We start from the raw sequence: 11433 nt of genomic DNA on the forward strand, positions 1-11433 counted from the left end.
GGCGCTGCAGCGTTCGATGGGTGGGGGGCGCCTCAGGCTTTCGGACGGCGCGCAGTGGCGATCAGCGTGCGCGCTGGCAGCAGGTAGCCGCCGCGACCGTCGTCGCAGCAGTGGCCCGCAAGCTCATCCGCGACCGCCGCCTGCAGCGCGTCCTGCATGGCCTGTGGCAGCCGCCCGAGCGCTTCGGCCGCTCCGCCCGCGAGGTCGAGGAAGGCCTGCCAATAGGCTTCGGCATGCTCGAAGTGGCAGCTGAATTCGCAGGGACGAAGTTCAATGTCGACGAAGCCGGCCGTCTCAAGTGCCTGCTCCAGCACGCCGGCCTCGCCGTAACGGAATACCGAGGGGCGTGCGACTTTGGGCGGGGGCAGCAGGCGGGCGATGGTGTCCTGCGCGCGGTGGATCAGCGGCACCGTCTCGCGCGGGCCCCACACCGACAGTGCGATCCGGCCGCCTGGGACGAGCACGCGGCGCATCTCTGCCAGGGCGCGCTCCGGGTGGGGAAAGATGAACAGCGCGAGGCCAGCGAGTACCCGGTCCATGCTGGCGTCGGCCAGACACAGGTGTTCGGCGTCGGCGGCGGCGAAGCACGGCGCATCTGCGTGCTCGCCGCAGCGGCGTGCACCCTCGGCCAGCATGCCTTCCGCGATGTCTGTGGCGAGCACGACACCGCCGGGCGCGACGCGCAAGCCTGCATCGCGTGCGAGCAGGCCCGGCCCGCTGGCCAGGTCGAGCACGCGCAGCCCTGGCGCGAGGGCCGCGGCATCCAGCAGCGCGGCAGCGAGGTCGGCGCGCAGATGAGCGCCTTCCGCGTAGCGCGCGGCAATGCGGTTGAATCCAGCACGCTCCATGGCCTTGAAGCGGCGCGGATCGAAGCCGGAAGTGGCGGTGGCGCCTGCGGCCGGCGTGCTGCGGGAAGGATCGTGCGCGTTCATCGTGGATATTGTCGCGTCAGGGGCAGGTGAAGTCGATCACGTCGTCGAGGAATTCGCCCCAGCGCGAGAAGCCGTGATCGCCTCCCTCGAGCACGGTTTGCCGTACATCGGCGTATTTCTCCACTGCGTGACGGTAGTCGAGCACTTCGTCGCCGGTCTCGACCAGCAGCCAGTAGCGCTCGGGGTGGGTGATTGCGGGGACTTCGAAGGCGCGCAATTCGTCGATGTGCGTGCGGGTGAACGCGAAGGATTCGCCGGTATACAGGTTGGTCTGTGTGCCGACGAAGGCTTCGAGCGACAGCGGCGCGACGACTGCGGGGTTTACCAGCACCGCGCGCAGCGCGTGTTGCTGTGCGAGCCAGGTGGCGTAGTAGCCGCCGAGGGAGCTGCCGACCACGGCTGGCTCGATCCCGGCGGCGCGCGCGCGGGCGATTGCGCTTTCGGCGAGTGCGATCGCGGCGCGCGGCGACACTGGCAGTTGCTCGCACCAGAAGTGGTCGGCGAGGCCACGTGCCTCCATGCGGGCCTTGAGCGCCTGCGCCTTGATCGACGCGGGCGCGGAGCGGAAGCCGTGCAGGTAGATGATCATCGTGCGTGCCTCGATCAAGGCTCGGACCATTCGACCCAGCCGAAGTACCAGGTCGCGAGCACGAAGAGACCGAAGGCGATACGGTACCAGGCGAAGACGATGAAGGTGTGGTTGGAGATGAACTGGATGAAGCTCTTCACCGCCCACATTGCGGCGACGAAGGAGGCGACGAAGCCGACCGCGAACACCGGCAGGTCTTCAATCCGCAGCAGTGCCCAATTCTTGTACAGGTCGTAGGCGGTTGCGGCGAACATGGTCGGGATCGCCAGGAAGAAGGAGAACTCCGCCGCCGTCTTGCGCGACAGGCCGAAGATCAGTCCGCCCATGATGGTGGCGCCCGAGCGCGAGGTGCCTGGAATCATCGCCAGCGCCTGCGCGAAGCCGACCTTGAGCGCGTCGGTCCAGCGCATCTCGTCGACCTCGTTGATGCGCGGGTGATAAGCACGCTTTTCGACGTAGAGGATGATCAGGCCGCCGACCACCAGCGCGGTCGCCACCGTGATCGGGTTGAACAGCAGACCCTTGATCGTGGAGTGGAACATCAGCCCGAGCACGGCCGCAGGCAGGAAGCCGATGAACAGCATCCACACGAAGCGCTGCGCGCTGCGCTCCGTGGGCAGTCCGGTGGCGACCTTGATCAGGCGCTCGCGGTAGTCCCAGCACACCGCCAGGATGGCAGCGAGCTGGATGACGATCTTGAACACCTTGCTGGTGTCGTCGTTGTAGCCGAGCAGATCGCCCAGAATGATCAGGTGGCCGGTCGAGGAGACCGGCAGGAATTCGGTCAGGCCTTCGACGATGCCGAGGACGAGTGCGACGAGGAGGAGGGAGAGGTCCATGCGGCGCGGGAGCGGGAAGCGGAGGGAGGCGGGATTATAGCCCCCGGCATGTTGCGCCACGGGGACGATGCCGGGTGGGTGCGCAGGTCACGCTCAGGGTACGGTCAGGACGCGGTCAGTGCTTCGAGCCGGGCGAGGTAGCGCAGCGCGTGTTTCCGTTCGTTGCCGCACATCTCCGCCGACGGCTGCAGGCTTGCGCACACCGCCGGCCGGCGCGGGTCGTCGAAAATCCTGCAGCGCTCCAGGTCGTCGAGCTGGATGCAGCGTACGCCGGCCGGCTTGCCCAGCGGCATGCCCGGGATCGGCGAGGAGATCGAGGGGGCGATGCAGCAGGCGGCGCAGCCGGGGCGGCAGTGCATGGCTCAGCCCGCATGTGGCGCGGACCACCAGGCCAGGATGGCGTCGAGCGTGGGGTCGAGCAGCATGCCATCGCCGCCGGTGAATTCCTTCCACTCTGCGAGGAAGCGCTCTCCCACCGCGGTGAGCAGCGGCACGCCGGCGACGACGGTCTCGGCCATCTCGTCGCGCAGGCCGGCGCCGGCCACCTCCTGGGCGCCGAACTTGTTGATGATCACTAGATCGACACCACGCGCGAGCGCGCCGCGCACTGCCATCGAGCCGCGTGCGAGCGCGTCCGGGTCGACCCGACAGGAGATCGAGCCGCGGCCGAGTTCCTGCGACAGCGGGATGCTCTCGCCGGTCTCGAGGTTCTCGAGCTGCATCGCGCAGGGGTCCTCGATCACGGTGGCGATGTCGTGCTGGAGCACGCCGCCGAGGCGGACGCCACGCTTGGCGAGGGCACGCGCTGCGTGGGCCAGCAGGGTCTCGATGTTGTCGGTGGGCTTATAGACGACGGCAGCGATGGCGTGGGCGGGCATGGTCGGACTCTGCGGGCGGGGCGTTCGGCAATGGGCGCCATTGTCGCACTGCAACGCCAACATGGCGAAGATGCAGGAGATAATGCGCGGCCTGAAGAACCCGAAGTGGATCCATGAGGGCTGAACACAAGGGCGCGCGCCGTCCGACCGAATTGCCGATTTTTGACGACTGCCTGAGCGTCGATCGCCCGCGCCTGCGCCGCATGGCGCGCGATCTGGCACGTGTCGCGCAACCCGCGTCCCCAACGCGCAGCGGTGCAGAAGCTACGCCGGAGAGCCGGTCGGCCAGGGACGAGGTGATGCATGGGCGGAGTCGGATGGAGGCGCGAGGGGCTCGCCTGCAGGCAGACTTCGATGCGCTCCTTGCCCGCTCGCGCGCCGCGCTGCTCGCTCGTCGCGCGGCGCTGCCCGTCCCGGACTTCCCGCCCGAGCTGCCGGTATCGGCGCGGCGCGACGAGATCGCCGCCGCGCTCGCCGCCCACCAGGTCATCATCGTCTGCGGCGAGACCGGCTCGGGCAAGACCACCCAGCTGCCCAAGATCGCGATGACGCTCGGGCGCGGCGTCGCCGGCCTCATCGGCCACACCCAGCCGCGCCGGCTGGCCGCGCGCGCCACCGCGAGCCGCATCGCGCAGGAGTTGAAGAGCGCGCTCGGCGAGGTCGTCGGCTACAAGATTCGCTTCACCGACAAGACCAGCGAGCGTAGCCACGTCAAGCTGATGACCGACGGCATCCTGCTCGCCGAGACCCAGACCGACCCGCTGCTCGCCGCCTACGACACCCTGATCATCGACGAGGCGCACGAGCGCAGCCTCAACATCGACTTCCTGCTCGGCTACCTCAAGACCCTGCTGCCGCGCCGGCCAGACCTGAAGGTGGTGGTGACCTCGGCGACGCTCGATGCCGATCGCTTCGCGAAGCATTTCGCCGACGCCGCGGGCAAGCCGGCGCCGGTGATCGAGGTCTCCGGCCGCCTGTATCCGATCGAGATGCGCTACCGGCCGGTGGAGAGCGAGGACATCGACCCGGCGGCCGCGGCGCGCGCGGCCGCGAAAGGCGGGAAGGAGGGCGACAAATCCAGGGCGGGTGGCAGGGACAGGAGCCGCGATCTCATGGACGCGCTGGTCGAAGCGGTTGACGAGGCGCAGCGCTGCGGCCCGGGCGACGTGCTGGTCTTCCTGCCCGGCGAGCGCGAGATCCGCGAGGCCGCCGAGGCGCTGAGGAAGGCCCATCACCTCCCCGGCACCGAGATCCTGCCGCTGTTCGCGCGCCAGTCGGCGCAGGAGCAGGCACGCGTGTTCTCGGCCTCCAACGGGCGCCGGGTGGTGCTTTCGACCAACGTCGCCGAGACCTCGCTGACCGTGCCCGGCATCCGCTACGTGGTCGACACGGGGCTGGCGCGCATCAAGCGCTACTCGCCGCGCAACAAGGTCGAGCAGCTGCAGGTCGAGAAGATCGCCCAGTCGGCCGCGCAACAGCGCGCCGGGCGTTGCGGTCGGGTCATGGACGGCATCTGCATCCGCCTCTACGACGAGGACGACTTCAACCGTCGTCAGCCGCACACCGACCCCGAGATCCTGCGCTCGTCGCTCGCCGGCGTGATCCTGCGCATGAAGGCCCTGAAGCTGGGCGCGGTGGAGGACTTCCCCTTCATCGACGCGCCCGGTTCGCGCCTGATCGGCGATGGCTACGCGCTGCTCGCCGAGCTCGGCGCCGTCACTGACGACGACGAGCGCAGGCTGACGCCGACCGGCATTGAACTGGCGAAGCTGCCGCTCGACCCGCGCATCGGCCGCATGATCCTCGCCGCGCGCGACCGCGGCGCGCTCGCCGAACTGCTGGTGATCGCCGCCGCGCTGTCGGTGCAGGACCCGCGCGAGCGGCCGCAGGACAGCCCGGGCGCGGCCGACCAGGCGCACGCGAAGTTCCGCGGCGGCGAGCAGGACCAGAAGTCCGAGTTCCTGTGGTACTGGCACCTGTGGAAGGCCTGGGACGAGGTGCAACGCCATGAGTCGTCCAGCAAGCAGAAAGCCTGGTGCAAGAAACACTTCCTCAACTACATGCGCATGCGCGAGTGGCGCGACGTGTTCAGCCAGCTGCATACGCTGTGCGCCGAGCACGGCTGGAAGGAGAACGCGCAGCCGGCGAACTACGAGGCGATCCACAAGGCGCTGCTCGCTGGCCTGCTCGGCAACATCGGCTGCAAGGCGGACGATGGAGAGCACGCAAGCAAGGGCCCGCAGGCCGGTTCTTACCTCGGCGCGCGTGGCATCAAGTTCTGGCCGCATCCTGGCTCGTCGCTGGCGAAGAAGGCCGGCAAGTGGATCATGGCCGCGGAGCAGGTCGAGACCTCGCGCCTGTTTGGGCGCTGCATTGCGCGCATCGAGCCGGAGTGGGTGGAGGAGGTCGGCGGCCACCTGATCAAGCGTCAGGTGTTCGAGCCGCACTGGTCGAAGTCTTCCGGTGCGGTGCGCGCCTGGGAGCGCGGGACGCTGTATGGGCTGGTGATCTACCCGCGCCGCGGCGTGGCCTACCGCGACATTGACCCCGCGCTGTGCCGCGAGCTCTTCATCCGCGAGGGCCTGGTGCAGGGCGAGATCGCCGAGGGGCCGGCACGCGCGATGGCCTTCCTCGCCCACAACCAGCGCCTGGTGGCGGAGATCGAGCGCCTCGAGCACAAATCGCGCCGCCCTGACGTGCTGGTGGACGAGGTGCTGATCGAGGCCTTCTACGACAGCAAGCTCCCCGCGGACGTGTGTGACGTCGCCGGCCTGGAGGTCTGGCGCAAGCCGGCGGAGAAGACCGAGCCGAAGCTGCTGCACCTGTCGCGCGAGCAGTTGATGCGCCACGAGGCCGAGGGTGTCACCACCGACCGCTTCCCGCCCGCGCTGGAGGTGCTGGGGCAGAAGCTGAAGTTCACCTACCTGCACCAGCCCGGCGAGGCCGACGATGGCGTGACGCTCGCGGTGCCGCTGGCCATGCTCAACCAGATCCCCGCCAATCGTTGCGAGTGGATGGTGCCGGGGCTGCTGGAGGAGAAGGTCGCGGCGCTGATGAAGACCGTGCCACAGAAGCACCGCCACCGTCTGCAGCCGGTGGCCGAGAGCGCGGCGGCGTTCATGGCGGCGTTCGAGGGCGGCGAGTTCGACACTGACGAGCCGCTGCTGAAGATGCTGCAGCGCTTCGTCGAGGAGCGCGTGCAGTTGAAGCTGCCGCTGGAGAGCTTCCGTGCGGAGAACCTCAAGCCGCATTGCTTCATGAACTTCCGCGTGGTCGACGAGCACGGCAGAGTGATGGGTCAGTCGCGCAACCTGATGGAGTTGCGCGCACGCTTCCGCGAGCAGGTGGCGGCGCGCTTCTCGGCTGCGAAGATCGGCGGCGCGCTTGCGGGCGCGCTGTCGGCGGCGGGTGTCGGGGGGGGGGGGCGCGCCGAGGTCGCGAGCGGGACGGGGCGTGGCGCGGGTGCTGCTCAGCCCGGGCGCAAGGGGAGTGGCAAGGCGGCGGGCGACGCCCCGGGGCGCGGCGCCGCAGCGGCCGAGATGCCGGCGCAGGCGCTGTCCGGCTTCACCGCCTGGACCTTCGGCGCCCTGCCCGAGCTGCTCGAGGTGCGCGTCGCCGGCCGCGAGGTGATCGGCTTCCCGGCGCTGCACGACGATGGCGACAGCGTTTCGCTACGCCCTTACGACACGCCCGAGGAGGCGACGCGGGTGCACCGCCGCGGCCTCGCGCGCCTGTTCGCGCTCAACCTCAAGGACCAGGTGCGCGCGGTCGAGCGCCTGCCCGGCCTGCGCGAGCTCGCGCTGCAGTACATGAGCTTCGGCACCGAGGCCGAGCTGAAGGCGTGTCTGGTCGAGGCGACGCTGAACCGCTGCTGCCTGCTCGAGCCATTGCCGACCGGCGCCGATGCGTTCGCGAAGCGCTGCGCCGAGGCCAAGTCGCGGGTGAGCCTGGTCGCGCAGGAGTTCATGCGCCTGGCTGGCCAACTGCTGATCGAGCATGCGGCACTGCAGAAGCGGCTGTCCGGCTTGAAGACCTTCCCTGAGGTGGTGGCCGACCTCCAGGGGCAGCTCGGTGCGCTGCTGCCGAAGGATTTCCTCGTCGCCTTCGCGTGGGACAAGCTGGCGCACTTCCCGCGCTACCTCAAGGGTGCCTCGGTGCGGCTCGACAAACTCCGCAACAATCCGACGCGCGATGCGCAACTCATGGCCGAATGGAAGCAACTCGCCCAGATCTGGGAGCGCGAGCGCCTCGCGCGCCGGCGGGCCGGCGTCGAGGATCCCGCGCTGGAGGAATTCCGCTGGTTGCTGGAGGAACTGCGCGTGGGACTGTACGCGCAGGAACTGAGGACGCCGATGCCGGTGTCGGTCAAGCGCCTGCAGAAGATCTGGGACAGCCGGCCACGCTGAAGGCCTCTTGCCCGTGCCCGCAGGCGATGCGCTCACCCCGGTCGTGTTTGGGCAGAGCAGTCTCGCCGGGGTGGGCTGTGGGCCTTCTGGGCTGCAGCCGTCAGCGCAGGGGGATTACCAGGGGCGGGATGTCCACGCCGATCACCAGTGCGGGCGAGTTGCTGTAGCCGTAACTGCGGTAGGCAGGCTGGTAATAGTGGTGGTGAATCACCGTGTGTCGTGGGGCGCGCGGCGGCACGTGATGTATCACCACCCGCTCGCGATACCCGTGGCGATCGTCCCTGGCGCGCGCGGCATGGCGTGGCGGTCGTTTGTCGTAATGCCTGTCGCCGTGCATGGGGTGATGCGTGTGATGCCGCACGTGGCGCTCGCCGCGACGGTCATCGCGTGCTTCGGCTGCGGTGGCCGCGCCGAGCAGGCCGGCGCTGATCAGTAAGGCAAGCAGCGTGCTGCCGAGTGTGGTCTTCATGTTCTGCCTCGTTCGTGTTCTGACTTGTGGCAGGGCGGCGCCCCGTCGACAAAGATGCTAGGCCGGCCGGCGCGTCAGCGGCGTGAGCAGAGTGTAAGCAGGCTTGTGCCTTGGACGGCGCCGGGCCGGTCGGGGCGCCCCCGTGGCTGAACTCGACGGCGCTTTGATTTTCAAGAAGAACTTGTTAGACTGCCGGGCTTTCCCTTGCCCCACCGGATTCGCATGCCGGGGGGCTGCATCAATAACCGCAAGGAGTCTGCATGCGACACTACGAAATCGTATTCATCGTCCACCCGGACCAGTCCGAACAGGTTCCGGCGATGGTCGATCGCTACAAGTCCATCGTGACCAGCCGCAACGGTCAGGTTCACCGCCTGGAAGACTGGGGGCGCCGCCAGATGGCATACCCGATCCAGAAAGTGCACAAGGCCCACTACGTGCTGATGAACATCGAGTGCGACGGCGAGACGCTGGCCGAGCTCGAGCACGCCTTCAAGTTCAACGACGCTGTGCTTCGTCACCTCACCATCAAGATGAAGAAGGCTGTCACCACGCCTTCGCCGATGATGAAGGAAGAGAAGTCGCGCTCGATGAATATCGGCTCCGACGACGCCAAGCCGGCCGACAGCGAAGCCGCTGCCGCCTGAGTTGCCTGAACCGGGTCTAAACGAGCTGCGCCTCGATGCGCGCGTGGCCGAAGTGCTGCCGCTGCGTCGAACCCCTGCCGGAGTGCCGGTCGCCAGTTGTATGTTGGCGCACGAATCGAAACAAGTTGAAGCGGGTCTGACCCGTGAAGTTTCGGTAGAGCTTCAGGCAGTGGCGCTGGGCGATCTGGCGGCGGTGCTGGCTGCGGCAACTCCGGGAGGCGCAATGCGTATCACCGGATTCCTCGCCGCAAAGAGCCTGCGCAGCCGAACCCCGGTTCTGCACCTGACAACAATCGAATTTCTCGAAGGAAACTGAAAATGGCCTTCAAGCCCAAATCCAAGTTCAAGAAGAAGGACGACCGCGGCGGTCGTGGTCTGTTCAAGCGTCGCAAGTTCTGCCGCTTTACCGCGGAGAAGATCGAAGAAGTCGACTACAAGGACGTCGATATCCTTAAGGACTTCATCACCGAGAACGCCAAGATCATGCCGGCACGCATCACCGGTACCAAGGCGGGTTACCAGCGTCAGCTGTCGGTTGCCGTCAAGCGCGCCCGCTTCCTGGCTCTGATGCCCTACACCGACCTGCACCAGTAAGAGGAGAACGGAAACATGCAGATCATTCTTCTCGAGAAGGTCGTGAACCTCGGTGCTCTAGGTGACGTCGTCAAGGTCAAGGACGGCTACGCCCGCAACTACCTGATCCCGCAGGGCAAGGCAAAGCGCGCGAACGAGGCCAACCTGGCCGAGTTCGAGGCGCGTCGTGCCGAACTTGAGCGCGTGCAGGCCGAAAAGCTCGCGGCTGCCCAGGAACTGGCTGGCAAGCTGGAAGGCGTCAGTGTGGAAGTCGCCCGCAAGGCCGGCATGGACGGCCGTCTGTTCGGCTCGGTCGGCAATGCTGACGTCGCCGAGGCGCTGGCTGCCAAGGGTTTCGACATCGATCGTGCCGCCATCCGCATGCCGGAAGGGCCGCTCAAGCAGGTTGGCGAGACCCAGTTGGAAGTGTCGCTGCACGCCGACGTGCTGGCCAACATCACCGTCGCGGTGGTGGCAGAGCAGTAATCTCGTCCGCGAGAGCATGTAGAAAGGGCTGCAATGTGCAGCCCTTTTTGTTTTCAGGGTCGCCGTTCGCGGCGCGGTCGGTCGCTACAATGTGGCGATCCGGCCCAGATGGTGTTTCAGATGAGTTCTGCTCCCTCCCGTTTTTCCGATTTTCCGAGCGATCCGCAGCTTGCGCAGATCAAGCTGCCACCGCATTCGCTTGAGGCCGAACAGTCGCTGATCGGTGGTGTGCTGCTCGACAATCAGGCGTGGGAGCGCATCGCCGATCTGGTCAATGAGGCTGACTTCTATCGCGACGACCATCGCCGCATCTATCGCCACATCACCCGGCTGATCGACCAGGGGCGGCCGGCCGATGTGGTCACGGTGTTCGAGTCGCTGGAAAAGAATGGCGAGGCGGAGCAGGCTGGCGGTCTCGCATATCTGGCCGAGATTGCAAACAACACGCCGTCTGCAGCCAACATTCGCCGCTATGCCGAGATCGTCCGCGAGCGCGCGATCCTGCGCAAACTCGTTGCGGTCGGGGACGAGATTGCCGCGAGTGCTTTGAGCCCCTCGGGAAAGGACGCCAAGGCGCTGCTGGACGAAGCAGAGGCCAAGGTGTTCGAGATTGCCGAGGCGGGGGCCCGCCACGCGAGCGGTTTTGTGTCGATCCAGCCTATCCTGAAGCAGGTGGTCGATCGCGTGCAGGAACTCTACGATCGGGACAATCCCTCGGAGGTCACCGGCGTGCCGACCGGTTTGGTTGATCTGGATGACAAGACCTCCGGTTTGCAGCCCTCGGACATGATCATCGTTGCCGGCCGGCCCGCAATGGGCAAGACCACCTTTGCGCTCAACCTGGCCGAGCACATCGCAATCGAGCAACGCTTGCCGGTGGCGATCTTCTCGATGGAAATGCCCGGCACGCAGCTTGCGACGCGCTTTATCTCCTCCGTCGGTCGCATCGACATGCAGAAGATCCGCAGCGGCCGGCTCACCGACGACGACTGGCAGCGCCTGACGATGGCCATGGGAAAGCTCTACGATGCCCCTCTTTACATCGACGAGACGCCCGGCCTGAACCCGATCGACCTGCGTGCCCGAGCTCGCCGCCTTGCGCGCCAGTGCGGAAAGCTTGGCCTGATCGTGATCGACTACCTGCAGCTGATGAGTGGTACGCGCGAGGGTGACAACCGCGCATCAGAGCTTTCCGAAATCTCGCGCTCGGTGAAGTCGCTCGCAAAAGAGCTCAACGTGCCGATCATGGCGCTCTCGCAGCTCAACAGAAGTCTCGAGCAACGGCCCAACAAACGCCCGGTGATGTCCGATCTGCGCGAATCCGGAGCTATTGAACAGGATGCCGACATCATCATGTTCATCTATCGCGATGAGGTATATAACCCCGATTCGCCGGACAAAGGGACGGCCGAGCTGATCATCGGCAAGCACCGTAACGGTCCGACCGGGACGGTACGTCTGACTTTCATCGGCGAGAATACGCGCTTCGAGAACTACGCCGCCGCTCCTGGGATGTACTGACACTGCCGTGCGAGCGGAGCTTAAGAGCGTGGCCTTGATGTGCCGCCCTCGGTTGGCTGGCTCTCTTATTCGCTCATAAATTTTTAGATTGCT

At 66.8% G+C, this 11433-nt stretch carries 12 protein-coding genes; 6 read left to right on the forward strand and 6 right to left on the reverse strand.

Annotated elements, in window-relative coordinates; translation table 11 throughout:
- Positions 1-32: 32 nt before the first annotated feature.
- The 5 genes from ACNKW1_RS10925 to ACNKW1_RS10945 all read right to left on the reverse strand — a co-directional run bounded on the left by ACNKW1_RS10925 (position 33) and on the right by ACNKW1_RS10945 (position 3238).
- On the reverse strand, positions 33-932 hold the full coding sequence (locus tag ACNKW1_RS10925) for a class I SAM-dependent methyltransferase (RefSeq protein ID WP_418364606.1): 900 nt from the start codon (positions 930-932) through the stop codon (positions 33-35).
- A gap of 16 nt (positions 933-948) precedes the next feature.
- Positions 949-1521 carry a YqiA/YcfP family alpha/beta fold hydrolase gene (locus ACNKW1_RS10930; protein WP_418364631.1) on the reverse strand — a complete coding sequence of 191 codons (573 nt, stop codon included), beginning with the start codon at positions 1519-1521 and terminating at the stop codon, positions 949-951.
- A 14-nt stretch (positions 1522-1535) separates the two neighbouring features.
- Positions 1536-2360: an undecaprenyl-diphosphate phosphatase gene (locus tag ACNKW1_RS10935; RefSeq protein ID WP_418364607.1), complete on the reverse strand. Its 825-nt coding sequence runs from the start codon at positions 2358-2360 to the stop codon at positions 1536-1538.
- A gap of 104 nt (positions 2361-2464) precedes the next feature.
- The gene (locus ACNKW1_RS10940; RefSeq protein ID WP_418364608.1) at positions 2465-2719 is read right to left on the reverse strand and encodes a YkgJ family cysteine cluster protein; all 255 of its coding nucleotides are present in this window, start codon (positions 2717-2719) and stop codon (positions 2465-2467) included.
- Positions 2720-2722: 3 nt separating this feature from the next.
- Complete coding sequence (locus tag ACNKW1_RS10945) at positions 2723-3238, reverse strand: DUF2478 domain-containing protein (protein ID WP_418364609.1); 516 nt, start codon at positions 3236-3238, stop codon at positions 2723-2725.
- 113 nt (positions 3239-3351) lie between these two features.
- On the opposite strand from ACNKW1_RS10945, the gene hrpA reads away from it, so the two are divergent.
- Positions 3352-7644: an ATP-dependent RNA helicase HrpA gene (gene hrpA, locus ACNKW1_RS10950; RefSeq protein WP_418364610.1), complete on the forward strand. Its 4293-nt coding sequence runs from the start codon at positions 3352-3354 to the stop codon at positions 7642-7644.
- A gap of 100 nt (positions 7645-7744) precedes the next feature.
- On the opposite strand, the gene ACNKW1_RS10955 is transcribed toward hrpA, so the two are convergent.
- Positions 7745-8113: a hypothetical protein gene (locus ACNKW1_RS10955; RefSeq protein WP_418364611.1), complete on the reverse strand. Its 369-nt coding sequence runs from the start codon at positions 8111-8113 to the stop codon at positions 7745-7747.
- Positions 8114-8373: 260 nt separating this feature from the next.
- Here ACNKW1_RS10955 and rpsF point away from each other — a divergent pair, with 260 nt between their 5' ends.
- The 5 genes from rpsF to dnaB all read left to right on the forward strand — a co-directional run bounded on the left by rpsF (position 8374) and on the right by dnaB (position 11340).
- A complete protein-coding gene (rpsF, locus tag ACNKW1_RS10960) occupies positions 8374-8760 on the forward strand; it encodes a 30S ribosomal protein S6 (protein ID WP_418364612.1) in 387 nt (128 codons plus the stop codon).
- Positions 8761-8803: 43 nt separating this feature from the next.
- A complete protein-coding gene (gene priB / locus ACNKW1_RS10965; protein ID WP_418364613.1) occupies positions 8804-9076 on the forward strand; it encodes a primosomal replication protein N in 273 nt (90 codons plus the stop codon).
- Positions 9077-9078: 2 nt separating this feature from the next.
- Positions 9079-9354, forward strand: a complete 276-nt coding sequence (gene rpsR / locus ACNKW1_RS10970) for a 30S ribosomal protein S18 (protein WP_002933051.1) — start codon at positions 9079-9081, stop codon at positions 9352-9354.
- A gap of 15 nt (positions 9355-9369) precedes the next feature.
- Positions 9370-9819, forward strand: coding sequence for a 50S ribosomal protein L9 (rplI, locus tag ACNKW1_RS10975; RefSeq protein ID WP_418364614.1), 450 nt, complete (start codon positions 9370-9372; stop codon positions 9817-9819).
- A 120-nt stretch (positions 9820-9939) separates the two neighbouring features.
- Complete coding sequence (dnaB, locus tag ACNKW1_RS10980) at positions 9940-11340, forward strand: replicative DNA helicase (RefSeq protein ID WP_418364615.1); 1401 nt, start codon at positions 9940-9942, stop codon at positions 11338-11340.
- Positions 11341-11433 lie beyond the last annotated feature (93 nt).

Origin of the sequence: Thauera sp. WH-2 (assembly GCF_048321015.1) — a bacterium.
Classification (GTDB): Bacteria; Pseudomonadota; Gammaproteobacteria; order Burkholderiales; family Rhodocyclaceae; genus Thauera.

Excerpts from the sequence above, each read along its gene's own strand:
- ACNKW1_RS10925 (WP_418364606.1), bottom strand. The coding sequence starts at position 932 with ATGAACGCGCACGATCCTTCCCGCAGCACGCCGGCCGCAGGCGCCACC.
- ACNKW1_RS10930 (WP_418364631.1), bottom strand. The coding sequence starts at position 1,521 with ATGATCATCTACCTGCACGGCTTCCGCTCCGCGCCCGCGTCGATCAAG.
- ACNKW1_RS10935 (WP_418364607.1), bottom strand. The coding sequence starts at position 2,360 with ATGGACCTCTCCCTCCTCCTCGTCGCACTCGTCCTCGGCATCGTCGAA.
- ACNKW1_RS10940 (WP_418364608.1), bottom strand. The coding sequence starts at position 2,719 with ATGCACTGCCGCCCCGGCTGCGCCGCCTGCTGCATCGCCCCCTCGATC.
- ACNKW1_RS10945 (WP_418364609.1), bottom strand. The coding sequence starts at position 3,238 with ATGCCCGCCCACGCCATCGCTGCCGTCGTCTATAAGCCCACCGACAAC.
- hrpA (WP_418364610.1), top strand. The coding sequence starts at position 3,352 with ATGAGGGCTGAACACAAGGGCGCGCGCCGTCCGACCGAATTGCCGATT.
- ACNKW1_RS10955 (WP_418364611.1), bottom strand. The coding sequence starts at position 8,113 with ATGAAGACCACACTCGGCAGCACGCTGCTTGCCTTACTGATCAGCGCC.
- rpsF (WP_418364612.1), top strand. The coding sequence starts at position 8,374 with ATGCGACACTACGAAATCGTATTCATCGTCCACCCGGACCAGTCCGAA.
- rpsR (WP_002933051.1), top strand. The coding sequence starts at position 9,079 with ATGGCCTTCAAGCCCAAATCCAAGTTCAAGAAGAAGGACGACCGCGGC.
- rplI (WP_418364614.1), top strand. The coding sequence starts at position 9,370 with ATGCAGATCATTCTTCTCGAGAAGGTCGTGAACCTCGGTGCTCTAGGT.
- dnaB (WP_418364615.1), top strand. The coding sequence starts at position 9,940 with ATGAGTTCTGCTCCCTCCCGTTTTTCCGATTTTCCGAGCGATCCGCAG.